This is a genomic window from Microbacterium sp. ABR10 (genome assembly GCF_057812175.1).
Genome location: NZ_CM173821.1, coordinates 728,092 through 752,443, shown reverse-complemented (window position 1 = coordinate 752,443; position 24,352 = coordinate 728,092). Strand labels below are relative to the sequence as shown.

The window sequence follows — 24,352 nt, the reverse complement described above, 5'->3', positions numbered from 1 at the left end:
CCCGGGAAACCCCTCCTCCCTACGCTGGCGACCACGCCCCACCCATGCGGGGCGCTGCACCTCCCCACATCGCCTTCCGGAGGAACCCGTGACCGTCACCGACCCGCGCCCCGACGCCGCAACGGCGCCGCCCGCCGCAACGACCGCGCCGAGCGCTACCCCGACCACCGCGAGCGCCGAGCTCATCCACCGTCCTGGCCGCTGGATTGACAACTGGAACCCCGAGAACGCCACCCAGTGGGCCAAAGAGGGCAAGGCCATCGCCTCCCGCAACCTGCGGTGGTCGATCTTCGCCGAGTTCCTCGGGTTCGTCGTCTGGCAGCTGTGGTCGGTCGTCGTCGTCTCGCTGCCGGCCGCGGGCTTCCAGCTCTCCACCGGTGAGATCTTCTGGCTCATCTCCATGCCGAGCCTGGTGGGCGCGACGCTGCGCATCCCCTACACGTTCATGGTTCCGCGCTTCGGCGGCCGTAACTGGACGATCGTCTCGGCCGGCCTGCTGCTCATCCCGAGCATCGGCCTCGCCATCGCCGTATCGAACCCCGCGACCCCGTTCGGCATCCTGCTCCTGATCGCCGCGTTCGCCGGCTTCGGTGGCGGCAACTTCGCCAGCTCGATGGCGAACATCACGTTCTTCTACCCCGCGGCCCAGAAGGGGTACGCGCTCGGACTCAACGCCGCCGGCGGCAACCTCGGCGCCTCGGTCGCGCAGTTCGTCGTGCCGATCGTCATCACCGTCGGCGCCGCCACCACCCTCAACCTGCCGCTCGCGGGTCTCATCTGGGTGCCGCTCATCATCGTCGCCATGGTCGGCGCGTACTTCCGCATGGACAACCTCTCCAGCGCCAAGGCCGACATCACGGCATCCCTCGCCGCTCTGAAAGAGCCGCACCTCTGGATCATGGCCGTCCTCTACATCGGCACCTTCGGCTCGTTCATCGGCTTCGCCGGCGTGTTCCCCAAGCTCCTCGCCGACACGTTCCCCGACTTCAAGGGGATCGCGATCGGCACCGCCACCGTCACCCTCGCCTTCCTGGGTGCCCTCGTCGGCTCGCTCGCCCGCCCCTACGGCGGCAAGCTCGCCGACCGCTTCGGCGGTACCGTCATCACGATGGGCGCGTTCACGGTGATGGGTCTCGGCATCCTGGGCGTCATCCTGACCCTGCCGATGCAGAACTTCGCGATCTTCCTGCTCTGCTTCCTGGTGCTGTTCGCCGCCGCCGGCATGGGCAACGGCGCGACCTACCGCATGATCCCGACGATCTTCGCCCTCCGCTCGAACAACGGCATCGGTGCGCAGCGCAAGGCCGCCGCCGCCCTCGGCCTCGTCTCGGCGATCGGCGCGTACGGCGGATTCTTCATCCCGCAGCTGCTCGGCTTCTCGAAGACGACGTTCGGCTCGTACACCCCCGCCCTCGGCTGGTTCGCCCTCGCCTACGTCGCCTTCCTCGCCCTCACCGCCGGCGTCTACCTGCGGATGGCGAAGAAGACCGGCACCCGGATCTGATGACCATGAGCTCCGCCGACACCCACTGCCCCTACTGCGCGCTGCAGTGCGCCATGACCGTGACCCACGAGGGGTCCACCACGGTCGCCGGCCGCGACTTCCCCACCAACCGGGGAGGGCTCTGCGCCAAGGGCTGGACGTCGGCGGAGCTCCTGGCATCCCCCCACCGACTCCGGATGCCGCTGATGCGGCGCTCCGACGGCACCCTCGTCGAGACCACCTGGAACGACGCATTGGATGCCGTCGCCGCGGCGTTCCGCGACACGAAGGCCACCCACGGACCCGACGCCAACGCCATCTTCGGCGGCGGCGGACTCACCAACGAGAAGGCGTACCAACTCGGCAAGTTCGCCCGCGTCGCCCTCGGCACCTCGCGCATCGACTACAACGGCCGATTCTGCATGTCGTCGGCCGCCGCGGCATCCAATCGCGCCTTCGGCATGGACCGCGGCCTGCCCTTTCCCGTCACCGACCTCGACGACGCGTCGACCATCCTGCTGCTCGGATCGAACGTCGCCGCGACCATGCCGCCGTTCCTCGCGCACCTCGCCGGAGCCCGCGCCGCCGGCGGACTCATCGTCGTCGACCCGCGCCGCTCGGCCACCGCGCGCCTCACCGAAGACGGCGCCGGCACCCACCTGCAGGCCGCCCCCGGCACCGACCTGCCCCTCCTCCTCGGTCTCACGCACATCGCCCTCGCCGAGGGCCTCGCCGACCAGGCATATATAGAGGAGCGCACCTCGGGGTTCGACGCGGTCCGACGCAGCGTCGCGCAGTGGTGGCCGGAGCGGACTTCTGCGACCACCGGCGTCCCGGTTGCCGACCTGAAAGCGACGGCCCGCCGCCTCGCCGCGGGGCGCGCGTACATCCTCACCGGACGCGGCGTCGAACAGCACGTCGACGGCACCGCCACCGCGACCGCCGCGATCAACCTCGCCCTCGTGCTCGGCCTCGTCGGCCGCGAGGGCTCGGGCTACGGCACCCTCACCGGACAGGGCAACGGCCAGGGCGGACGCGAGCACGGCCAGAAGGCCGACCAGCTGCCCGGCTACCGCTCGATCCGCGACCCCGAAGCGCGTCGCCACGTCGCGGGCGTCTGGGGCGTCGATCCCGACGAGATCCCGGATGCCGGCATCCCGGCCACCGCACTGCTCGCCGAACTCGGCGGGCCGGTGAAGACCCTGCTGGTCGCCGGATCCAACGTCGTCGTCTCGGCGCCCGACGTCGAGGCCGTGCGCGCGGGGTTGGAAGCCCTCGACACCCTGATCGTCTGCGACTTCTTCCTCTCCGAGACCGCCGCCCTGGCCGACATCGTGCTGCCCGTGCTGCAGTGGGCCGAGGAGGAGGGCACCATGACCTCGCTCGAGGGCCGGGTGATCCGTCGCCGCCAGGCTCTGCCCGGACCCGACGGTGCCCGCAGCGAGCTGTGGATCATGGCCGAGATCGCGCGGCGCCTGGGCGCGGCATCCACCTGGTCGATCGATCCTTCAGAGGTGTTCGACGAGCTCACCCGCGCTTCGGAGGGCGGCATCGCCGACTACTCCGGCCTCTCGCACGCCCTGCTCGACACCGGCATCGAGGCGTACTGGCCGTACCGCACCGAAAGCACCCCGCGTCCCTTCACCCGACGTTTCGCCCACGCCGACGGGCGCGCGAAGCTCGTACCGGTCGAGGCCACTCCCCCGACGCCCACCGACCGCGGCGGCGACCTGACCCTCGTCACCGGCCGCTACCTGCAGCAGTACCAGTCGGGCACGCAGACCCGTCGCGTCGCCGAGCTGAACGACGCCCGGCCCGAGGCGCGGCTCGAGATCCACCCTTCTACGGCGTCGAGGCTCGGCATCCGGGAGGGTGCGCTCGTCGCGGTGTCGAACGAACGCGGCACCGTGCGGGCGCGGGCGAGCGTAACGACCGACATCCGCCACGACACGGTCTTCCTGCCGTTCCACTACGTCGGCGAGGAGTGCGCGAACCGTCTTACCGAGGCGATCGTCGACCCGACGTCGGCGATGCCGGAGTTCAAGCGCACGCGTGTGCGGGTGGCTCCGGATGCCGCTGTCCCCGCCGCCGCGGCCACGGAGCACGGACCCGTGGTGGTGTCGGAGCATCCGGGGGTGGGGCCTGCGGCATCCGGTGTCGCGGCCTTCGCGCTGGCGGGCGCCGCGCCCGCGGCATCCACGTCCGCCGGTTCCGTCCGAGCGAGTGAGACGTTCGACCAGGCAGGCACCACCGAGGAGAAGATCCATGTCTGAACGTGTGGTGCTGGTGGGCTACGGCCCCGTCGGGGCACGACTGGTCGAGGGACTCCTGCCCGCGGTGCGCGACGGGCGCATCGACCTGACGGTCATCGGTGCCGAGACGCACGACGTCTACAACCGCGTGCTGCTCGCCGAGTACGCCGTCGGCCGGGCCGACCGCGACGGCCTCGACATGGGCGACCGTCTCGTCGCCGAAGAGGCCGGCGTGCGGTTCGTGCTCGGGATGACGGTGGTCGGCGGCGACCGCGATCGTCGGGTGGTGCGGCTGCACGATGGCATCCGGATCCCGTACGACCGGCTCGTGCTGGCCACCGGGGCGCGCGCGAACGTTCCCACGCTCGCGGGGCTCGAGCGGGCGCAGCGGCACCGTGCGGCACGGCCGGGGGTCCCCGCCGAACTCGACCGCGGGACCGCACCGCTCCCCCGCGGGGTCGTGGCCCTGCGCGACCTCGCCGACGCGGAGCACGTGCGTGCGGCGGTGTCGGCCGGTCAGCGGATCGTCGTACTCGGCGCGGGGGTGCTCGGCATGGAGCTGGCGCTGGCCGCCGCCGAAGCCGGTGCCGAGGTGGTGGTGGCGTACCACTCCGCCGCCCCGATGAACCGCACGCTCGACGAGAACGGCGGACGCGTACTCGCCGCCGCAGCCACCGCCGTCGGCGTCGAGATGATGCATCACGCCCGCGCCGAGAGCATCGTGCAGCGCTACGACGACCACGGTCAGGCGTGGTTCGACGGCCTCGTCTGCGCCGACGGCAAGGTGCTCGCGGGCGACCTGCTCGTGCTGTCGTGCGGGGTCGCGGCGCGCACCGAGGTGGCATCCCTCGCCGGTCTCGCCATCTCGAGCGGGGTGCTGGTCGACGGGGCATCGCGCTCGTGGACCGACCCGGACGTCTTCGCTATCGGCGACTGCGCCCACGTCGCCGATCCCGCCGACGCCGGAGCCGACGGCCGCGTGCCGGGAGGACCGAGCGGACTCATCGGCCCGGGCTGGCGGCAGGCCGACCGGCTGGCGGAGCTGTTGTCGTCAGCGCCTGCCCCGGGCGCGGCGCCCGCCGACCTGATATCTGTCGGGTCGACCCCGGCGCCCGTCGAACGCCCCGGCGTCGTGATGCTGAAGGCCGAGGGCATCGACGTCGTCGCCGGAGGCGCGGTCGACGCCGATCCCTTCTCCCACGCCCCCGGATGCCACGGACCCCAGGTCACCCTCTGGGCCGACCCCGCCCGCGGGGCGTACGTCAAGCTCGTCACGGTCGATGGCGTGCTGACCGGTTTCGTCGCGGTCGGGATGCCGCGCACCGGCGCCGAACTCACCCTGCTGTTCGAGCGGGGATCCGAGCTGCCCGCCGACCGCTCGTCGCTGCTGCGGCTCGACGCCCCCGACACCGGGATGGCCGTCGTCGCCGACCCGTTCGCCGCGGATGCCACGGTGTGCTGGTGCAACGGCGTGAGTGCGGGGGCGATCCGCGAGGCCGTCGCCGCCGGGGAACCCACCGTGGCGTGCGTGAAGGCGTCGACCCGCGCCGGTACCGGCTGCGGAGGCTGTGTCGGTCGCATCAACGAACTGCTCACGCGGGAGGCCGTGCCGGCCTGAGGACGGGCAGCGAGGACGGGCCGAGATCACGCGATCCGCGCCAGGTGACATGTGGCGACCGCTACCGAACGTGTGATCTCGCGCGGAACGTGTGATCTGGTGGCGACAATGCGACCCGCAGCCGGGCGCCCGCCCGACACCACCGCGAAACGCACGGGCAGTACGCTGCACGCATGCCTCCGATCGAGTCCCTTGCGGCCTTCGTCGCCGCGTCGGTCGTCATCATCGTCATCCCGGGTCCGAGCGTGCTGTTCGTGATCGGTCGGTCGATCGCCCTCGGTCGGCGCGCGGGTGTGCTCAGCGTCGTCGGCAACGCCCTCGGCACCGTGCCTGCGGTCCTCGCCGTCGCATTCGGGGTCGGCGCGATCGTGGCATCCTCGATCGTCGCCTTCACCGTGCTGAAGATCGTCGGCGCGATCTACCTCGTGTGGCTCGGCATCCAGGCGATCCGCCACCGCAACGCACACGTCACCGGCGCCGCGCTCGCCCCCACTTCGTCGATGACGCTGCTGCGCCAGGGCTTCATCGTGGGGCTCACCAACCCGAAGACCATCGCGTTCTTCGTCGCCGTGCTGCCGCAGTTCGTCGACCCGCACGCCGGAGCCGTCTGGCTGCAACTTCTCGTGCTCGGCCTCATCTTCCAGGTGCTCGCGCTGACCTGCGACAGCGTCTGGGCCGTCGCCGCCGGCACCGCGCGCACGTGGTTCGCACGGTCGCCGAAGCGCATCTCGACGCTGTCGGGAACGGGCGGCGTCATGATGATCGGCCTCGGCGGCGCGCTGGCGTTCACCGGCGCGAAGAGCTGAGGCGGGCTGCGGCATTCCACCGGCGGGACCGCACCCGCCCCGAGATGACGTCCCGGCTGCAGGCTGCAACCGTCTCGTCAGCCGAGAACCCTCTCGTGGTCCCCGCCTGCCGCAGCAGCGCGCCGCGGCATCCCGCGTCTCAGCCCGCCACCGCCGACGCCACCTCAGCGCGCCGCGGCATCCCGCTCCTGAGCAGGCCACCGGCGACGCCACCGCAGCGCGCCGCGGCATCCCACGCCTCAGCCCGCTGACGGGAGGTCCGCCGAGGCCGCGCCCTCGAGCCGCGTGCCGTCGGGCGCGTAGCGCGAGCCGTCGACCGGGCTGTCCCAGGAGCGTTCGGCGTCGTTCCAGGTGAGCGGAGCCGGGGCGACGACGACACGGGTCCGGCCGTCGATGGTCGACACGGCGGCGGTGCGCACCCCCTGGCGAGCGACGACGCCCGCCCCCTCCGCCGGACGCTTCGCCGGGGCCGGCACGGCCGCGGTCAGCGCCCCCGCAGCCACTCCGATCCGCCGGCCCGCCTCGCCGATCCCGCGGCCGAGGTCGGCGGGCACGGTCATGCGCGTTCCGATCGTGCGCATCCACTGCGGCCGATCGCCGCGCGAGACGCCGCGGATCTCATCGGTCAGTCGCATCGCCGCCGCCGGGCCGTTGGTCAGCCCCCACCCCGCGTATCCGGTGGCGAAGCGCAGGCGGCCGAGGCCGCGCGGCATCCCTCCGACGAACGGCACGAGGTTGTGCGACTGATAGTCCTGGCCCGACCAGCGCGCGATCTCGGCGGCGACGGGGAGCGTCCGCTGCGCCCACGCAGCCAGTTCCTCGGCGAGCGCGACCTCCGACCGGGCCGAGCCCACCGGATGCCGCGCCCCGGTGACGATGAGCACGGGGCGCCCGAACGACGACGGCGCCGCCATGACGCTGCGTCCGTCGACGCCGACCTCGCTCCACATGCCGCCCGGGGCCTCGGCATCCCCCTCCATCTCGAAGGCGATCGCCCAGGAGCGCAGGGCGCGCGTCTTCAGGTCGTACAGTCCGCGTCGTGTGAGCGGCGTGCCGGTGGCGAGCACGACCGTGTCGCCGAAGAGGGTGCCGTGGTCGGTGTCGATCCGACCGCTCGGCAGCGCCCGGACGTCGCCCACGCGAACGCCCGTGTGGATGACCGCGCCGGCGTCGACCGCCGCGCGCGCGAGAGTGGTCGCGAGCAGCACGGGATCGAGCGCGAGCTGATCGTCGAGGGCGAGCGCGCGTACGGGGGTCTGCCCGCCGAGGTCACCGGGTGCGTCCTCGCGAATGGGCAGCCCGGCCTCGCGGGCCGCGTCGCGCACCGCGTCGAGAGCGACGTCGGTAGCGAGCCCCCGCCCGAAGGTGAACGCCGTGCGGCGGTCAGCCGCGCCTCCGGCCCGCTCGGCGAGCCACTCCTGGCCCGCGCGATTCGCGTCGACGTACGCGCGGACGAGACTCGCCGGGTGATGCCGCCGCAGGGCCGCGAGCGTCGTCCCCTGCAAAAGGGATGCCATTCCCACCGACGCCGCGGTCGCCCCCTGACCCACCTCGCCCGCGTCGACGACGGCGACATCGACGCCCGCTTCGGCGAGCATCACCGCGGTCGACAGGCCGGTGATCCCGGCGCCGACGATGACGACGTCGTGCCGCGCATCCGCCTCGAACGGGGTTGCGACGGAGGTTCGGTCTCGGGTCCACAGGGGAGAGGTCATGCGTCCATCCCATCGCGGGCGCCGTCGGCGCGGCATCCGGTTGCCTCGTTCGGAGGGATCGTCTAGCGGCGGCCGCGCTGCGCGGTCGCGCTGTGCGGTTGCGCTGCGCGCTTGCGCTGCGTGGTTGCGCCCCCGTCCATAAACGCGATCCGCGGCGATAAACACGACGTCAACGTGTTTCTGCGCACGAATCGCGTTTCTCACGTGGTCACGGCTCGCAACGCCCCACCCGCTCACCCAGCTCCGCGCGGTCGCCCTACGCCGCTGCCCCGAGCGGCCACCCCGCGTCGCGCCCCTGTCCATGAACGCGATTCGCGGCGATAAACACGACGTCAACGTGTTTCTGCGCACGAATCGCGTTTCTCACGTGGTCACCGCTCGCAACGCCCCACCCGCTCACCCAGCTCCACGCGGTCGCCCTACGCCGCTGCCCCGAGCGGCCACCCCGCGTCGCGCCCCTGTACATGAACGCGATTCGCGGCGATAAACACGACGTGAACGTGTTTCTGCGCACGAATCGCGTTTCTCACGTGGTCACCGCTCGCAACGCCCCACCCGCTCACCCAGCTCCACGCGGTCGCCCCGCGCCGCTGCCCCGAGCGGCCACCCCGCGTCGCACCCCCGTCCATAAACGCGATCCGCGGCGATAAACACGACGACAACGTGTTTCTGCGCACGAACCGCGTTTCTCGGCCGCGGCTTGACTGCCGCGCCGCCCCCGCCACCGCCGCCGCGCCACCCCCGCCACCGCCGCCGCGCCACCCCCGCGCCACCGCGCCACCCCCGCGCCGCCCCCGCACCCCCGCGCCGCCGACGCGCGCGACGGGCGACCGCGCCCTCTCCCACCGTGCCCTCCCCCGACCGCTGCATCGGGACCGCGCGCCCGAACCGCCCCCGCGCGCGGGCCGCCGATATGCTCGGCACGTGACCGACAGCGCCGCCCCCTCGAGCCGCACGGCGGTGGTGGCCGCCGCGATCGACCTCTTCGTGGCGCACGGTTACGACCAGACCTCGGTGGAACAGATCGCCCAGGCCGCGGGGGTGTCGCGCTCGACGTTCTTCCGGCAGTTCGGAGGCAAAGAAGACGTGGTCTTCGCCGACCACGAGGTGCTCCTCGCCGAGACGCGCGCGTATCTGTCGCAGCAGCACGACGACCCGTGGGCGGCGGTGTGCGAAGCGTCGGTGCGGGTGTTCCGCCACTTCGCCGCCGACCCCGAGCTCGCCCGCCGTCGCTACAAGATCGTGCGCGAGGTCTCGGGCCTGCGCGACCGCGAGATCGTCACGGTCTTCCGCTACGAGCGACTCTTCGACCAGTACCTGCGCGACGCGCTCCCCGGCATCGACCCCCTGGATGCCGTGGGCTTCGCCGCCCTCGTCACGGCCGTTCACAACCACGTGCTGCGTCGGCTGATGCGCGGCGCCCGGGTGCCGGCATCCGTTCTGCGTCGCGCCCTCGACGACGCCCTCCGCCGCTACGGCGTGCACCCCGACGGTGCGGATGCCGCGGGCGACGACCTCGTCGTCGCGGTGTTCCCGCGGCGGATGCCGGCGGCCGAGGTCACGCGGCGCCTGCGGGCGAGCCTCCCCGACTGACGCGCGGACGTCCGTCGACGGCACGCTGCCGACGCACGGCCGGGTGCCGACGCACGGCCGGGTGTCGACGCTCGTCAGGCGGGACCGCCGCGAAACCGCATCCCGCTGACATCCACGCTGCAGCCCGCAACCGGATTGCCAGCGCCGCGCAGTCTCGCGGAGACACTGCTCACGCAACCGGTTTGGCGAGCCCATCGACGACCTCGGCCGAGGGCAGCGATGCCAGCACCTCGCCCGGGAGGAACAGCTTCGCGCCGCGAATCCCCGCGCCGACGACGGCCCGCGGTAGTGCGGCGACCCGGGCATCCAGCAGTAGACGCCAGTCGGACGGGATGCCGAGCGGCGTGATCCCCCCGTACTCCATCCGCGTTTCCGACACCGCGGCATCCATCGGGGCGAACGTCGCCTTCCGCGCGTCGAGGAGCTTGCGCACGGCGCCGTTGACGTCGAGCCGGGTGGTGGCCAGGGAGAGGCAGGCGGCGGTGCGGGTGTCGGTGCCGCGCGTTCCCTGCACCACGAGGCAGTTCGCCGAGATGTCGAGGCTCTGGCCGTATGCCTCGCAGAACGCCGCGGTGTCGGCGAGCGCGGGGTCGACCGCGGCGACCTCGATGCGCGCGGCGACATCGGCGGGCAGGCGTTCCATCGCTGCGGCGACGGGCGCGGCGAGGAGCTCGGGGTGGTCGAGGGCGGGGAGGAAGGTCAGCGCGCTCACGCCGCGACCCTACCCGCTCGGGATCTCGCTGCCGCCGGCGGTCGCCCGCCGAGTGGCCACAACACCCGAACGCCCGACGAAAACGTCCGGGCGATTCGGACACTCGGCGCGAGACCCGACTCCGCCGAAACCGACGACGCGCAGACAGTGACACCCAGTCCCAACATGCGCGATACTGGGAACCATGACCATCGACGCCGATGCCCGCACGCTCCCCGGGGAGCGCGTCGCCCACTACGACCTGCTGAGCCGTCGCGACACCGACTACTACGCGGTGTTCGCCGATATCCCCGACGCCGACCGTGCGGTCTGGGACCGCGCCAAAGCGTTCGCCGACGAGGTCGGCACCCGCATGCAGGGCGAATGGGATGCCGCGACCTACCCCGTCGAGCTCGTGGGACGCATGGGCGAACTCGAACTGTTCACCGACGGCATCGAGCACCCCGAGCTCCCGCACACGTCGCCGCTGGCCGCGGGCCTCGTCAACATGGAGGTCTCGCGGCACGACGGCTCGCTCGCCACCGCCCTCGCCGTTCAAGGAGGGCTCGCACTCCGCACCCTCGCGCTCTTCGGCTCTCCCGAGCAGCAGCGGCGGTGGCTGAAGCCCCTCGCCGACGGCACGGTGCTCGGCGCGTTCGCCCTGACCGAGCCCGACCACGGCTCCGACTCCGTGTCGCTCGAGACGACCGCGACGCGGACGGCCGACGGCTGGTCGCTCAGCGGTACGAAGAAGTGGATCGGCAACGGCGCCTCCGGCGGCATCACCTTCGTCTGGGCCCGGGTCGATGACGACGGCGCCGAGGATCACGGCAAAGTGCGCTGCTTCCTCGTCGAGCAGGACACGCCGGGGTACACCGGCACCGTCATCACCGGCAAGGTGTCGCTGCGCGGCATCCATCAGGCGCACATCGCGATGGACGACCTTCGTCTCCCCGCGGATGCCGTGCTCCCCGGGTCGCACACGTTCAAGGATGCCTCGCGCGTGCTCTATGCCACTCGCTCCGGCGTCGCGTGGTCGGCGCTCGGGCACGCGACCGCCTGCTACGAGATCGCTCGAACGTATGCCACCGAGCGCATGCAGTTCGGAAAGCCGCTCGCCGCGTTCCAGATGGTGCAGGAACGCCTCGCGCAGATGCTCGACGAGCTCACCGCCATGCAGCTGTACTGCCGGCGCCTCGCAGACCTCGAGACCACCGGCGGACTCCGCCCCACGCAGGCGTCGCTCGCGAAGTACCACAACACCCGCGCCGCACGACGCGTGGCGGCGATCGCCCGCGACCTGCTCGGCGGCAACGGCATCCTGCTCGAGAACGGCGTCATGCAGCACATGGCCGACATCGAGGCGATCCACACGTACGAGGGCACCGAAAGCGTCCAGGCGCTCCTGCTGGGCCGCGACATCACCGGAATGAGTGCGTTCGTCTGATTCCGGATGCCGCGTACCCGCGGCCCTAATCCGCGGCACGGCGCGGCGCAACCGCGCACTCGATGTCGGAGGCCCCCACTACCTTGTGAGCATGGGCCTGTTCTCTCGTCATCCCGCGCCTCGCGACGCGGTCGCATCCGTCGCCAAGGCGGTACAGGCACCACCGAAGAGCCTGTGGGCCGACGGCTTCGGCCGCCTCGCTGTCCGGGCGCTGCAGATCCTCATCGTGGTGATCCTCGTGGCCGGCCTCATCTGGGGTATCCGCCAGGTGACGCTCGTGATCATCCCGCTGATCCTGGCCCTCATCTTCGCCTCGGCCTTCGGCCCCGTCACCATGTGGATGCGGCGCAAGGGCGTGCCCTCCGTCGTCGCGACGCTCCTGACGCTGCTCGCCGTGGTCGTCGTGCTGGCCGCGCTGGGCTGGCTGGTCGTCAATGCCGTCATCAACCAGTGGGACTCGCTGAGCTCGCAGGCCGTCGAGGGCTTCGAGAAAGCCCAGGACTGGTACCACACGCTGCCGTTCGCGATCTCGCCCGACCAGGTGAACGCCGCCCTCCAGGGCATCGGCGACTTCGTCACGAGCGCCCAGTTCGGCACCGGCGCCCTCGCCGGGGTGAGTGCGGTCGCCTCGTTCGTCACCGGCTTCGTGCTCATGGTCGTCATCCTGTTCTTCTTCCTCAAAGACGGCCCCCGCATGTGGGAGTTCGTCCTGCGTCCCTTCCACGGACGCGATTACGACCGCGCCCGCCGCATCGGCGACAAGACCGTGACCGTGCTCGGCTCCTACGTGCGCGGCACGGCATCCGTCGCCGCCGTCGACGCCATCGGCATCGGCGTCGGGCTGGCGATCCTGCAGGTGCCCCTCGCACTGCCGCTCGCGGTGCTGGTGTTCCTGCTCGCTTTCATCCCCATCGTCGGCGCCGTGACGGCCGGCATCCTCGCCGCTCTCGTCGCACTCGTCACCAACGGCTGGGTGGTCGCCCTCATCGTGGTCGGCATCGTCGTCCTCGTGAACCAGCTCGAGGGCAACTTCCTGCAGCCCGTGCTCATGGGCCGCTCGATGAAGCTGCACTCGTTCGTGGTGCTGGTGGTGTTGGCCGGTGGGACGGCGATCGGCGGCATCCTCGGCACCCTCCTTGCCGTCCCCCTCACGGCGGTCGTCTGGGGCATCATCACCGTGTGGAACGGCGACGACAAGCCGGCTGAATGGGCGCAGCGCAAGAAGCGCTCGAACCCCGTGCCCCTCTCGGGCAACGAGGGTGACGCGGACCGCGAGGGCAAGGAGAGCTGACCGCCGTGGCCTACGACATCCCCGCACCGATGCTGGCGAAGTCCGTGCCCGCCGTGCCCGAGCACGAGAAGGTCGCGGGCGGCTTCAGCTACGAGCCCAAGTGGGACGGCTTCCGGGCGCTCGTGTCGTGGGACGGCGCCGACGTCGAGATCGGCAGCCGCGGGGCCAAACCCCTCACCCGCTACTTCCCCGAGCTCGTCGCCGCCTTCGCCGAAATCCTGCCCGAGCCGTGCCTGATCGACGGCGAGGTCGTCGTCGCGCGCGGTGAGCCGGGCGCACAGCGCCTCGATTGGGAAGCGCTGTCTCAGCGCATCCACCCCGCGGCCTCCCGGGTGAACATGCTCTCGGAAGAGACCCCGGCGATGTTCATCGCCTTCGACCTGCTCGCGCGCGGCGATCGCGACCTTCAAGCGGAGCCGTTCTCGGAGCGCCGCGCCCAGCTCGAAGACCTCCTCGGCGCCGTCCCCCATCCCGTGCACGTCACACGCACGACCGATGATCCCGACCTCGCTCGCCGCTGGCTGGCCGAGTTCGAGGGAGCGGGCCTCGACGGAGTCGTCGCCAAGCCGCTCGCCCAGCCGTACGCGCCGAACAAGCGCACGATGTTCAAGATCAAGCACGCGCGCACCGCCGACGTGGTGGCCCTGGGGTACCGCATCCACAAATCGGGCGAGGGCGTCGGCTCTCTGCTCGTCGGGCTCTACGACGACGAGGGCCGCCTGCATGGCGTCGGCGGCGTGTCGGCATGGACCGACAAGAAGCGTCGCGAGCTGATCGACGAGCTCGCCCCTTTCGTGGAACGGGATGCCGATGGCGGAGCCGTCGTCGGCGAGACCGACCGTTCGCGCTTCTCGGCGTCGAAAGACGTGTCTTTCGTGCGCTTGCGCCCGGAGCTCGTCCTCGAGGTGCGCTACGACCAGCTCGAGGGCATGCGCTTCCGCCACACGGTGCAGTTCGACCGGTGGCGTCCCGACCGCGACGCCCGCTCGTGCACCTTCGCGCAGCTCGAGACGGTGAGTTCGTACGACCTCGGCGGCGTGCTCGACTGAGAGTCGCCTCGCCGTAGCCGCCCCCTCGTAGCGACCCGCGTCCGGGCCGCGCGGCCGTCGCCTGTCGGAGCGGGAGTCGCGCGGATCCGGGAGCCCGCTCGAGGCAACCTGGGTTCGGGGCGTGTGATGTGCACCGGGGCGGGCAGCGGACACCCCGGTGCACATTCTGCGCCCCGCAATCGCTCCGACGCCCCGCAGCCGCCCGGACTGCCGCCGATGCCCCGCTTCCGCGCCAACCCGCCAGGCGCCGCCGACCCGCCCGCCGCCGCCGACCCCGGCGCGCTCGGCATCCGCTCGCGCCACCGCACAGCCCATGCAGCCACCACGTACGGGGCGCAAGATGTGCACCGGGGCGGGCAGCGGACGCCCCGGTGCACATTCTGCGCCCCGCAGCCGCGACCAGCCAAGCCCTGCTGCACCCTGCTGCCCGGGAGCACACACCGCTTCGTACCAGCGCCGACGCCCTGGCCGTTCCCAACGTCCGCGCCCGCAACCGCGCCCCGGCCTCCACCCGCTGAGCCACCCGCACCCGCTACCGCGCCCCGGCCTCCACCCGCTCAGCCACCCGCACCCGCTACCGCGCCCCGGCCTCCACCCGCTCAGCCGACTCCGACGTCGCCGCTCCCGCGCCAGCCGACGCCGCGGCATCCGCGCCGCGACGCCCCGCCCGACCCCCGCGCCGACGCCCGATGACCACCGCCACGATCGCGCCCGCGGCCACCATCAGCACCGCGAGCCCCGACCACGACACAGCCGCGGTCGTGAACCCCTGCTCGACGAGGGCGGGGGCGCTGATCGGGTCGTCGCCCAGAACGACGGGGCGCACGGTCGTCGTGCCGACGAGAGCGAAGATGGGCCAGGCGCTCGTCTCGGTCACGAGGGTCGCCGTGTCGCCCGGCAGCAGCTCGGCGGGATCGCCCGCGAGAGACGCGGCGTCGACGCCCGTCCCCGAGACAGCGGCGAGCGCGCCGAGCCGCACGTTGCCACTGTTCTCGACCCGCGTCTCGACGCGAAGCACGCCGGGAGCGAACGGGATCCACGACGGCGTGAAGGTCGCCGCGATGTCGTCGACCCGCAGCGCGGGGACGATGTCGCCGGCCACCTGCAGGTGCACGCGTACGCCCACCCGATTGGTCACGGAGACCCCGTCGCTCGAGCGGGTGACCCCGACGACGATTCCCGCGGGGTGGTCGCCGGGGGTGACCCCGTCGGGCACGTCGATACGGACGGGGAGCACCCGGGTCTCCCCCGGCGCGACGGTCACCGCGCCGGCATCCAGTCCGCCGACCGTGATCCAGGCACCGGAGTCCTGCGGGTCACCCGCGGCGATGTCGAAAGCACCGCTGTCGCCGACGACGCCGTCACCCGGCGCGACGACATAGGTCACGGAGTCGGTGCCGAGGTTGGACACGGCGATGGCGTCATCGACACCGGCACCGGGGTCGATGGTGTGACGGAGCGAGATGCGCCCGTCGGGGCCGGCGGAACTCGCCGGCGAGACCGACCATTGCGCAGCGGACGGGGAGGCTGCTGCCGGATCGACGGTGACGGCGGCCGCGGGCGCGGCGGAGAAAAACGGGACGGCGGCAGCGGGCGCGGCGGAGAAAAGAGGGACGGCGGCAGCGGGCGCGGCGGAGAAAAGCAGGATGGCGGCGACGGCCGCAGCGGAAGCAGAGGTGCGGGGGAACACGGGAATCCTCGGGTCGGGGGAACGGACGGAGCCGGTGCGCCCCCGTGAGGGAGCGCACCGGCGGGAGGGGATCAGTCCTTCGCGAAGAGCGTGAGGGTGATCTCGCTGCCGTAGCGGCCGCTCTCGGCGGTCGCGGGGATGGTCAGCGCCAGGTCGGCAGCGACGACGGTCTCGCCGACACGCTCGACGCGACCGGCGTCGGCCAGGGTGGCGGGCTTGTCCAGCGTCGCGGTGCCCCCGGCGGCGGCACCGGCGGCCGTGCGCACGACCTTCGGCGTCCAGCTGAGGTTGTCAGCGCCGAACGAGCGGTTACCGGCGACGAACGCCGAGGCCGAGCCCGACAGCGTCCACCCGCGTCCCTGCGCCTGCGCCTCGTTGCGGGAGTCGTTCACGACGACCTCCGGCAGCTCGGCCTGCTGCGACGCGGCATCACCGGCGAAGGTGACGGGGCCGTCGGTGGCGGGGAGGGCGAGGCTCAGCTGACCGGCCTGGGCGGGCAGGGGCACGGAGGCCTCCACGCCGACCGCGTCACCCTCGGCATCCGCGTGCCCGAGGGCGTCGAAGATCGTCTTGCCCAGGTCGGTGTTGTCGAGGTAGGCGCCGCGGACGAAGTCCCACTGGGTGGCGCGAGCCGTGAGCGCCTCGGAGCCGGCGCCCTTCGCGTACAGCGGGACGAGCGCGTTGGTGTGACCACCGGAGTGCCACGACACGTTCGGCAGCTGACCCTCGGTTCCGGTGAGGGCGGTCCAGCCCTTCTCTGCGCCGGCGCCGGGGCCGGCGAGGTAGCCGGTCTCGTGGTCGGCGGTGACGATAACGAGTGTCTCGTCCCAGCTCGAGTTCTTCTCGACCCAGTCGGTGACGGCGTCGACGGAGTCGTTGAACGACACCTGCTCCTCGACGATGCGCGTGGTCTGGTTGGCGTGACCGGCCCAGTCGACCGCACCGCCCTCGACCATGAGGAAGAAGCCGTCCTCGTCCTTCTCGAGCACGTTGAGCGCTGCCCGAGCGGAGGTGGCGAGAGACGGCACGTCGGCGTTGGCCGCGTCGGTGAAGGGCAGCACGTTCTTGTTCTGCACCCCGGGACGGTTGTACTGGAACGTCTCGGCGACGCGGGCGAGGCCGAAGAGCTTGTCGGGGACGTTCTGCCCGTCGGCGACGCGCTCGAAGTCGGCCTTGCTCTCGACGTACGAGAAGGGCGTCTTTCCCTGCGTGACACGGTCGAAGTCGGTCTGCGAGATCCACGACCCCGCGCCGAAGTGCGACGCGCGGGCGGTCCCGGCATCCGTGTAGTTCGGGTGTCCGCCGCCGATGAGCACGTCGACGCCCGAATCGATCATCTCGGTGGCGAGGCCGTGGTAGTCGTTTCGGCTCGTGTTGTGCGCGATGAAGCCGGCGGGGGTGGCGTGGTTGAAGGGAACGCTGGTGACCAGGCCCACCTTCTTGCCGACCTCCATCGCCTGCTCGCCGACGGTCAGCAGGCGCGTGCCGTCGGGGGCGAAACCGAGAGTGCCGTTGGTGGTCTTCACGCCGGTGCCGAGTGCGGTGCCGGCGGCGGCGGAGTCGGTGGCACCCGATGCGACCCACGAGAAGTCTCCCCACGCCTGCTCGGGGGCGTACGCGGCGCGACCGCCCGCTGAGTAGTGCGACTGGGCGAGCTGCACGGGGAAGCCGTCGTAGACCTCGCTCGGGGTGCCGGGGATCTTCGTGGCCGCACCGGAGTTCGGAGCGACCTCGACCTGCTGGTAGCTCGTGCCGTTCTCGTACAGGCGAGCGGCGTCGAACTGGTTGTAGCCCGCACCGTCCGAGATGAGGACGATGACGTTCTGGGGGGCGGGGGTCTCCGTGGTCTCCGCCGAGGCGGCGACGCCGGGGGTGGCACCGAGGGCGACGCCCGCGACGGTGCTCATGACGATCAGACGACGCGTACGTCCGGTCGTGCGCTTGTTCATGTGTTCGCTTCCGTTTCGTATGGGATTCACCGACCGCCGGGGGGCCGGTCGGAATCCACGGTGACGGAAGGTCCTCTCGTGAGAACGAATCTCAGGACACCCGGAGGTGAACGTTCACCCGGCGTCCTCACTGTTCGGTGAACTCTCGGGTGTGCGCTGGCATCCCTTTCGCGAAAATGCGACGATGCCGGCTCGACCCGGCTCTCCCCACTCGCGACGCCGTCGGAGGCAACGCACGCCCTCGTCATCAAGAAGTGGGATGCCGCGGAACAGGCCGACTGCGCCTCAAACGCCCTGCGCTGTTCTCATCCCCTGTCGTCGTAGCGCGAGAGCGTGTCGCCTCAGTCCGACGCGGGACTCTTCGCCCGTGACGGCTGCACGCGCGGCGGCTCGCCGGGCATCTTCGGGAACTCGGGAGGGAAGGGCAGCTCGCCGAGGCCGTTGTCCAGGTCGCGCTGCCACCACTGCAGCAGGGTGTCGATGCGCGCGGGCTTCTCGGAGAACCCCGCCCACGGGTCACCGACGGATGCCAGCCGCTCCGGGATAGACCGCACCGTGAACGCGAGGGGGTCGAGATCGTCGAGTTCATCCCAGGACACCGGCGTCGACACGGTCGCGGTCGGCAGCGCGCGCGGCGAATACGCCCCCGCCATCGTGCGGTCGCGGTTCGCCTGGTTGAAATCGACGAAGATGCGCTCGCCGCGCTCCTCTTTCCACCAGTTGGTGGTCACGGCATCCGGCATCCGTCGCTCCAGCTCGCGGGCTGCGGCGATGACGGCGTGCCGCACGTCGAGGAACTCGTGCGTCGGCTCGATGGGACAGAACACGTGCAGGCCGCGGTTGCCGCTGGTTTTGATCCAGGCCTCCAGACCCGCCTCCCGCAGCACGGCCCGCAATTCGTGCGCGGCGACGACGGCCTCGGCGATGCCCGTACCCGGCTGCGGGTCGAGATCGATGCGTAGCTCGACTGGGTGGTCGGCGTCGCTCGCGAGCGAGGCCCACGGGTGGAACACGATCGTGTTCATCTGCGCCGCCCACACGGCCGACGCGATCTCGCCGAGGAAGAGCTGCGGATGCCGACGCCCACTGTTGTACGTCACGGTCACGGCCTCGACGAAGGCCGGCGCCCCCTTCGGCGGGTTCTTCGAGAAGAACGCCTCGCCGCCCACACCCTCGGGGAAACGCTCGAGCGACACCGGCCGATGCCCGTTCGCGGCGATGAAGGGCTCGGCGACGGCGATGAGGTACTCGGCGAGTTCGCGCTTGGTGATGCCGACCTCGGGCCAGAGCACCCGATCGGGGTTGGAGATGCCGACCTCGCGATCGCCCTCGGGGCCCGGCACGGTCAGCGTGATGCGGGGGGATGCCATGTCCCGACGCTAGTGCGCGCGTCGACGTCGTGTCTGCCCCGTTGCGTCCTGGTGTCAGCCTGTTGCTGGGGGCATGCGCGGCTGATCCTGGCCGGGCACTGCGAGACGGCGCCGGGGTCGGGCCGGCCGTTCGGGTTCAGCCCGGGCGCGGCATTCCCGTGATGCGCGGGGCCCGGGGTGCGCGCCGGGGGGCAGGGACCGGGAGACGGCCGGACCAGGTCGCGTCCAGCCCGGACCGCCGGCATGCGCCCTCCCCCTACGCTCGAAGCATGACCACCGCCGCCGCCCGCGCCGCCCTCGACATCGCCGACTGGCGTCTGCGCGTCTTCGCGCTGTACGACGCGGTGCGCGAAGCCGACGATCCCGAAGACGCGCACGAACTCTGGCGCATCGAGCGCGACGCGCTGTTCGCGGACCACCCCGCCACTCCCCTGCTCCCGGCGCAGCGAGAGGGTTTTGTCGGACTGCCCCTGGCCCCGTACGACGCGGCCTGGCGCTTCGAAGTCCCCCTGCTCGACGCCGACGAGGCGTCGTTCGTCGCCACCACCGGCACCGACGGCGAGGTCGGCTTCGAGCGCATCGGCCGCGTGGAACTGCCCGACACGGGCTCGCTGGACGTGTGGCGGCTGTCGTCGTACGGTGGCGGCCTGTTCGTTCCGGTTCGGGATGCCACAGCCGGCCGCCCCGGCGGCACCTACGGCGGCGGGCGCTACCTGCTCGACACCATCAAGGGCGCCGATCTCGGCCGAGGTGCGGCGCCCGACAGTCTCGTGATCGACTTCAACTTCGCCTACAACCCCTCGTGCGCCTACGACCCGATGTGGGCGTGCCCGCTCGCCCCCGCGGGCAACGTGCTGTCGGTCGCCGTGCCGGTCGGGGAGATGTACGGGGTCTGAGGTCGGCGGCCTGCTCCGCGCACCACGGTGGCAATGGCACCCCTCCGGCGACGGACACTGCGCTCGGAGCCGTCTCGCCCGGGTCGTCCGGTCACGGCATGGTATCCGGTATGGCGACGGCACCTCTCCGGCGGAAGACGCCGCGTTCGGAGCCGCCTACCCGAGCCGTCCGGTCCACTGCCGGCATCCGGATTCGACCCGACGACGGACGGGCCGCCCCGAGGGAGGCGACCCGTCCACGTCGAAATGTCAGGCGGTCGGCGCGTCGTCCTCGGCGGCGAGGGCGATGACCGGACCGAGCTCTTCGCGTCCGAGGCGGATCCACGGACCGGCCGGGTCGATCAGGATGCCGGTGAGCCCGGCATCCTGTGACAGCGCCTTGGCGAGCTGCATCGTGCGGATCGGCAGGGGCTGGTCGCCGCGGCCGAGGGCGAGCAGTTCGAGCGGGTGCGAGAACACCTCGAGGAAGCGCTCGCCCGTGGCGGCCCGCGACTCGGCGACCCCCATGGGACCGCCCTCTTCGGTCTGATTGACGGCGATCCACATGGGCGCGTCGGCCACGATCGCTTCGACGACGGTGGATGCCGTGGACTCCGTCCGCGCGTCGGACAGGGCCGTCTTGATGCGCAGCTGCGGGTCTACCTCGGCGATCATCCGCTCGAGCAGCGGCTTCGGCAGCACCGCACGCCCGTCGGCCGCGGCGGGGTTGAGCACCATGCCGCCGTACGGGCCGTCGATGATGTGGCGCAGCAGCGTCAGCACGGGCTGCGCCATCGCCGACGTATCGCGGTCTTGGTCGGCCTCGACGCTGGCCCGCAGGGCCATGCCACCGCTGTAGCCGAGCACGAGCTGCTCGGTGCCGTTGTTCGCCACCGCGAGGGGCAGGTCCTTGCCCTCGGCCATGAGGGCGCGCGCGTCGCCCTTCACGCGGAGGAAGACGTGTCCCTGCAGCAACTGGCGAGCGACGTTGAGCAGCTGGGCGGGCTCGGCCTGACCGACGATCTCGGCGAGGGCGTTGCTGAGCAGCACGTTGTCGCGGAGGCCGGGCATGGTCTCGGGGGCCTCCGGTGCCACCATCTCGCCGGGCTGGCGCGCAGAGGGGCGCGCGGCGGTCGGCGCAGCTGACGCCTCGGCGGGGGTCTCGGGCCCCGCACCGACGCCGCGGAACGACGACATCGAGATGCCGACCGTCGGGGTCGTCTCCGCCTGGGCCTGCGCGGGAGCCTGCGCCGGCGCGGGAGATGCGCCGCCGTCGGTGGCGTTCGCCTCCCCGGCCGGAGCAGCGTCACTCGGACCGGCGGGGTCGACGGGCTGCTCACCCGGTTCGATCACGGTTTCGGGCCGGTCGGTCGATGCGTCGTCGGAATCGGACTTCTTGCGGCGCGAGAAAAGAGCCATTGGGCAAGCCTAGCCGCGGCGCCCGCGCGGCGGCGGGTCGAGGCGGCCAGCCGGCGCGCCCGCGCGGCAGCGGGTCGAGGCGGCCAGCCGGGGCGCCCGCGCGGCAGCGGGCCGAGGCGGCCAGCCGGGGCGCCCGCGCGGCAGCGGGTCGAGGCGGCCAGCCGGGGCGGGCCAGGGCACCCGGGCCGCGGTGGGCGGGAGCACCGGGCGCACGTCTGCGAGCGGCCCGCCGCCGCCCCGCCACAGCTTTGGGGCGCGAATCGTGCATTGGGGCGAGCGTGGCCCGCCCCGATGCACCAAACACGCCCCGAACCCGCCCCCGTAACCCGCTCCACAACCGGCCACCAGCGGCAAAGCCGTCACCGCCGCACGGCCCCGCGCCGCCCCGGCCATCGGTTTCGGGGCGCGAATTGCGCATCGGGGCGAGCATGGCCCGCCCCAATGCCCGAAAGACGCCCCAAAAACGGTCCGCGGCGTCGAACCCCTCCGCACGGCACCCACGCGCGACGCACAGCGCACCGCCCAACCGACCGCCCACCGCAGCACACCACCCCACCGCACAGCTCACTGCGCAGCACCCAGCGCGCGGCACCACCCCACCGCGCCGCACCGCCCCACCACGCCGACGCCCGGTCACCGACGCACGCCGGTGCCGAGAGACCGCGCTACAGCTTCGCGATCGGCGCGATCTTAACCAGAAGCTTCTTCGGCCCGACCGTGTCGAAGCGCACGTGCGCCACGCGCTTCGCGCCCTCGCCGGTCACGGCATCCACGCGTCCTTCGCCGAAGTCGTCGTGACGGATGCGGTCTCCGGATGCCAGCTCCAGGTCGCCGTTGTCGCGGACCTTCGCGGGGATGCGGTTGGGGAACTTGCTCGGGTCGGCCGGCGCGCGCTTGGGCAGCGGCACGAGGTCGTCTCCGTAGCGGTTGCCGCCTCCGGGCTGGCCGGGGCGACGCCCGCGAGCGTTCAGCGCGCGCGACTGCGAGCCGCCCCGGCCGTTGACGTCGCCGGGCGACTGGCGCCAGTCGATGAGGTCGGCGGGGATCTCTTGCAGGAACCGGCTCGGCATCGCCACGGTCACCTCGCCGAACTGGGCGCGGGTCATCGCCAGCGACACGTGCAGACGCTTGCGGGCGCGGGTGATGCCGACGTAGAACAGGCGCCGCTCTTCCTGCGGGCCGCCGGGTTCGTTCGCCGAGATACGGTGCGGCAGCAGGTCTTCTTCGACGCCGGTGAGGAACACGGCGTCGTACTCCAGGCCCTTGGCGGTGTGCAGCGTCATGAGCGACACCGAGCCCGACGCGTCGTCGAGGTCGTCGGCATCTGCCACGAGGGTGACCTCGGTGAGGAAGTCGATGATGGTGCCCTCGGGGTTGTTCCGGGCGAACTCGCGGGTCACCGCGACGAGTTCGTCGAGGTTCTCGAGGCGCGCCTCGTCTTGCGGGTCTTTGCTGGCGCGCAGGGCGTCGAAATAGCCGCTCTTGTTGAGCAGCAGGGTGAGTCCCTCGCTGACCGAGGTGGAGGGGGCGAGCTCTCCGGATGCCGGGAGCATGATCGCCGTCGCCTCGGTGAGCACCGCGTCGAGCTGGTCGATGGCCTTCTGCAGCTTCGGGCCGACGCCGATCTGGGCCGAATTGGCCAGGGCGTCTCTGAAGGTGATGCCGTGCTCAGCGGCGTAGCGGGCGATGGCGGTCTCGGTGACGTCGCCGATACCGCGGCGCGGGCGGTTCAGGATGCGACGAACTGCCATGCCATCGGCCGGATTGGCGACCGCGACCAGGTAGGCGAGGGCGTCTTTGATCTCGGCGCGCTCGTAGAACTTGGTGCCGCCCATGATCTTGTAGGGCACCGCCGAGCGGATGAAGATCTCCTCCAGCGCGCGGGACTGCGAGTTGGTGCGGTAGAAAACCGCGACTCCCGAGTAGTCGACGCCCTTCTTGTGCAGCGCCTCGATCTCGTCGGCGACGAACTGCGCCTCGTCGTGTTGCGAGTAGCCGGTGAAGCCGATGATCGGGTCGCCCGCGCCGACGTCGGTCCAGAGCTTCTTGTCTTTGCGATCGAAGTTGTTCGAGATGACCGCGTTGGCCGCCGACAGGATGTTCTGCGTCGATCGATAGTTCTGCTCGAGCAGCACGACCTTCGCACCCGGGTAGTCGCGCTCGAACTCGCTGATGTTGCGGATGTCGGCGCCGCGGAAGGCATAGATCGACTGGTCGGAGTCGCCGACGACGGTGAGGGAGCCGGCGTCGTCGCCCGCGGGCTCCGCGTCGAAGATCATCATGCCGCCGGAGGAGAACGGTTCGGCATCCGAACCAGGGGGCCGCGTGAGCTCGTGGATGAGCGCGTACTGCGCGTGGTTCGTGTCCTGATATTCGTCGACCAGGATGTGGCGGAACCGCTTGCGATAGACGTCGGCGACCTGCGGGAACGCGCGGAACAGATAGACCGTCTGCGCGATGAGGTCGTCGAAGTCGAAGGCGTTGGCCCGCTGCAGCTCGCGCTGGTAGGACGAGAAGATCTCGACGAAGACGCGTTCGGCCGGGTCGCTCATGTTGGCGGACCGCGCGTACGACTCGGCATCGGCCAACTCGTTCTTGAGCTTCGAGATGCGACTCTGCGTGCCGGCGGGCGTGAGACCGAACGAGTCACCCTCGTGCTCCTTCACGAGCCGCTTGATGAGCGCGCGCGAGTCGCCGGAGTCGTAGATGGTGAACGCTTTGGTGAAACCGAACTGCTCGGCCTCGCGGCGCAGAATGCGCACGCACGCGGAGTGGAACGTCGAGATCCACATGCCGTCGGCCTTCTGCCCGATCAGCTGATGCACGCGCTCGCGCATCTCCCCCGCGGCCTTGTTGGTGAAGGTGATCGCGAGGATCTGGCTCGGATACGCCTCGCGCGTGCGCAGCAGCGATGCAATCCGCCGCGTCAGCACGCTCGTCTTTCCCGAGCCGGCGCCCGCAACGATGAGCAACGCCTGGCCGCGGTACGTCACGGCCTCGCGCTGAGGGCCGTTCAACCCCTCGAGGAGGTCGGCGTCGGGTCGGGCCGACGACGGCAGCGGGCCGTCGACGATGAGGGGCGTGGAGGCGTCGGTCATGGCGGG

Annotated in this window: 17 protein-coding genes; 10 read left to right on the top strand and 7 right to left on the bottom strand. The window is 71.7% G+C overall.

Annotation, left to right across the window (positions count from 1 at the left end):
- Positions 1-88: 88 nt before the first annotated feature.
- The 4 genes from ACXKZF_RS03395 to ACXKZF_RS03380 all read left to right on the top strand — a co-directional run bounded on the left by ACXKZF_RS03395 (position 89) and on the right by ACXKZF_RS03380 (position 6,159).
- A complete protein-coding gene (locus tag ACXKZF_RS03395) occupies positions 89-1,504 on the top strand; it encodes an MFS transporter (RefSeq protein WP_488985381.1) in 1,416 nt (471 codons plus the stop codon).
- A gap of 5 nt (positions 1,505-1,509) precedes the next feature.
- On the top strand, positions 1,510-3,756 hold the full coding sequence (locus tag ACXKZF_RS03390; RefSeq protein WP_488986028.1) for a molybdopterin oxidoreductase family protein: 2,247 nt from the start codon (positions 1,510-1,512) through the stop codon (positions 3,754-3,756).
- A complete protein-coding gene (locus ACXKZF_RS03385; RefSeq protein WP_488985380.1) occupies positions 3,749-5,353 on the top strand; it encodes an FAD-dependent oxidoreductase in 1,605 nt (534 codons plus the stop codon). The genes ACXKZF_RS03390 and ACXKZF_RS03385 overlap by 8 nt, the downstream gene beginning before the upstream one ends.
- Positions 5,354-5,526: 173 nt before the next feature.
- A complete protein-coding gene (locus ACXKZF_RS03380; protein ID WP_488985379.1) occupies positions 5,527-6,159 on the top strand; it encodes a LysE family translocator in 633 nt (210 codons plus the stop codon).
- A gap of 239 nt (positions 6,160-6,398) precedes the next feature.
- Here the strand turns inward: ACXKZF_RS03380 and ACXKZF_RS03375 are convergent, their stop codons facing one another.
- Positions 6,399-7,874: an FAD-dependent oxidoreductase gene (locus ACXKZF_RS03375; protein WP_488985378.1), complete on the bottom strand. Its 1,476-nt coding sequence runs from the start codon at positions 7,872-7,874 to the stop codon at positions 6,399-6,401.
- A gap of 924 nt (positions 7,875-8,798) precedes the next feature.
- Between ACXKZF_RS03375 and ACXKZF_RS03370 the strand changes: the two genes are divergently transcribed.
- Positions 8,799-9,467 (top strand): TetR/AcrR family transcriptional regulator, encoded by a 669-nt coding sequence (locus ACXKZF_RS03370; RefSeq protein WP_488985377.1) that lies wholly within the window; start codon positions 8,799-8,801, stop codon positions 9,465-9,467.
- Between the two features lie 169 nt (positions 9,468-9,636).
- Here ACXKZF_RS03370 and ACXKZF_RS03365 read toward each other — a convergent pair whose 3' ends face one another.
- Positions 9,637-10,179 carry a YbaK/EbsC family protein gene (locus ACXKZF_RS03365; RefSeq protein ID WP_488985376.1) on the bottom strand — a complete coding sequence of 181 codons (543 nt, stop codon included), beginning with the start codon at positions 10,177-10,179 and terminating at the stop codon, positions 9,637-9,639.
- A 184-nt stretch (positions 10,180-10,363) separates the two neighbouring features.
- Between ACXKZF_RS03365 and ACXKZF_RS03360 the strand changes: the two genes are divergently transcribed.
- The 4 genes from ACXKZF_RS03360 to ACXKZF_RS03345 all read left to right on the top strand — a co-directional run bounded on the left by ACXKZF_RS03360 (position 10,364) and on the right by ACXKZF_RS03345 (position 14,463).
- Positions 10,364-11,605, top strand: a complete 1,242-nt coding sequence (locus ACXKZF_RS03360; RefSeq protein ID WP_488985375.1) for an acyl-CoA dehydrogenase family protein — start codon at positions 10,364-10,366, stop codon at positions 11,603-11,605.
- Between the two features lie 91 nt (positions 11,606-11,696).
- Entirely contained in the window at positions 11,697-12,896 is a 1,200-nt protein-coding gene (locus ACXKZF_RS03355) for an AI-2E family transporter (RefSeq protein ID WP_488985374.1), read from the top strand.
- A gap of 5 nt (positions 12,897-12,901) precedes the next feature.
- Entirely contained in the window at positions 12,902-13,945 is a 1,044-nt protein-coding gene (locus tag ACXKZF_RS03350) for an ATP-dependent DNA ligase (protein WP_488985373.1), read from the top strand.
- Between the two features lie 371 nt (positions 13,946-14,316).
- Entirely contained in the window at positions 14,317-14,463 is a 147-nt protein-coding gene (locus tag ACXKZF_RS03345; RefSeq protein ID WP_488985372.1) for a hypothetical protein, read from the top strand.
- 56 nt (positions 14,464-14,519) lie between these two features.
- Here ACXKZF_RS03345 and ACXKZF_RS03340 read toward each other — a convergent pair whose 3' ends face one another.
- The 3 genes from ACXKZF_RS03340 to ligD all read right to left on the bottom strand — a co-directional run bounded on the left by ACXKZF_RS03340 (position 14,520) and on the right by ligD (position 18,954).
- Positions 14,520-15,635 carry a COG1361 family protein gene (locus tag ACXKZF_RS03340; protein ID WP_055958955.1) on the bottom strand — a complete coding sequence of 372 codons (1,116 nt, stop codon included), beginning with the start codon at positions 15,633-15,635 and terminating at the stop codon, positions 14,520-14,522.
- 71 nt (positions 15,636-15,706) lie between these two features.
- Entirely contained in the window at positions 15,707-17,584 is a 1,878-nt protein-coding gene (locus ACXKZF_RS03335) for an alkaline phosphatase (RefSeq protein ID WP_488985371.1), read from the bottom strand.
- 341 nt (positions 17,585-17,925) lie between these two features.
- Positions 17,926-18,954, bottom strand: coding sequence for a non-homologous end-joining DNA ligase (ligD, locus tag ACXKZF_RS03330; RefSeq protein ID WP_488985370.1), 1,029 nt, complete (start codon positions 18,952-18,954; stop codon positions 17,926-17,928).
- Between the two features lie 269 nt (positions 18,955-19,223).
- Between ligD and ACXKZF_RS03325 the strand changes: the two genes are divergently transcribed.
- Positions 19,224-19,850 carry a DUF1684 domain-containing protein gene (locus ACXKZF_RS03325; RefSeq protein WP_488985369.1) on the top strand — a complete coding sequence of 209 codons (627 nt, stop codon included), beginning with the start codon at positions 19,224-19,226 and terminating at the stop codon, positions 19,848-19,850.
- Positions 19,851-20,099: 249 nt separating this feature from the next.
- On the opposite strand, the gene ACXKZF_RS03320 is transcribed toward ACXKZF_RS03325, so the two are convergent.
- Both ACXKZF_RS03320 and ACXKZF_RS03315 read right to left on the bottom strand, forming a co-directional pair.
- The gene (locus ACXKZF_RS03320) at positions 20,100-21,248 is read right to left on the bottom strand and encodes an SseB family protein (RefSeq protein ID WP_488985368.1); all 1,149 of its coding nucleotides are present in this window, start codon (positions 21,246-21,248) and stop codon (positions 20,100-20,102) included.
- 665 nt (positions 21,249-21,913) lie between these two features.
- Positions 21,914-24,346, bottom strand: a complete 2,433-nt coding sequence (locus ACXKZF_RS03315) for an ATP-dependent helicase (protein ID WP_488985367.1) — start codon at positions 24,344-24,346, stop codon at positions 21,914-21,916.
- Between the last annotated feature and the right edge of the window lie 6 nt (positions 24,347-24,352).

Coding starts and splice junctions, on each gene's coding strand:
- ACXKZF_RS03390 (WP_488986028.1), top strand. CDS start 1,510: ATGAGCTCCGCCGACACCCACTGCCCCTACTGCGCGCTGCAGTGCGCC.
- ACXKZF_RS03385 (WP_488985380.1), top strand. CDS start 3,749: ATGTCTGAACGTGTGGTGCTGGTGGGCTACGGCCCCGTCGGGGCACGA.
- ACXKZF_RS03380 (WP_488985379.1), top strand. CDS start 5,527: ATGCCTCCGATCGAGTCCCTTGCGGCCTTCGTCGCCGCGTCGGTCGTC.
- ACXKZF_RS03375 (WP_488985378.1), bottom strand. CDS start 7,874: ATGACCTCTCCCCTGTGGACCCGAGACCGAACCTCCGTCGCAACCCCG.
- ACXKZF_RS03360 (WP_488985375.1), top strand. CDS start 10,364: ATGACCATCGACGCCGATGCCCGCACGCTCCCCGGGGAGCGCGTCGCC.
- ACXKZF_RS03355 (WP_488985374.1), top strand. CDS start 11,697: ATGGGCCTGTTCTCTCGTCATCCCGCGCCTCGCGACGCGGTCGCATCC.
- ACXKZF_RS03335 (WP_488985371.1), bottom strand. CDS start 17,584: ATGAACAAGCGCACGACCGGACGTACGCGTCGTCTGATCGTCATGAGC.
- ligD (WP_488985370.1), bottom strand. CDS start 18,954: ATGGCATCCCCCCGCATCACGCTGACCGTGCCGGGCCCCGAGGGCGAT.
- ACXKZF_RS03325 (WP_488985369.1), top strand. CDS start 19,224: ATGACCACCGCCGCCGCCCGCGCCGCCCTCGACATCGCCGACTGGCGT.
- ACXKZF_RS03320 (WP_488985368.1), bottom strand. CDS start 21,248: ATGGCTCTTTTCTCGCGCCGCAAGAAGTCCGATTCCGACGACGCATCG.
- ACXKZF_RS03315 (WP_488985367.1), bottom strand. CDS start 24,346: ATGACCGACGCCTCCACGCCCCTCATCGTCGACGGCCCGCTGCCGTCG.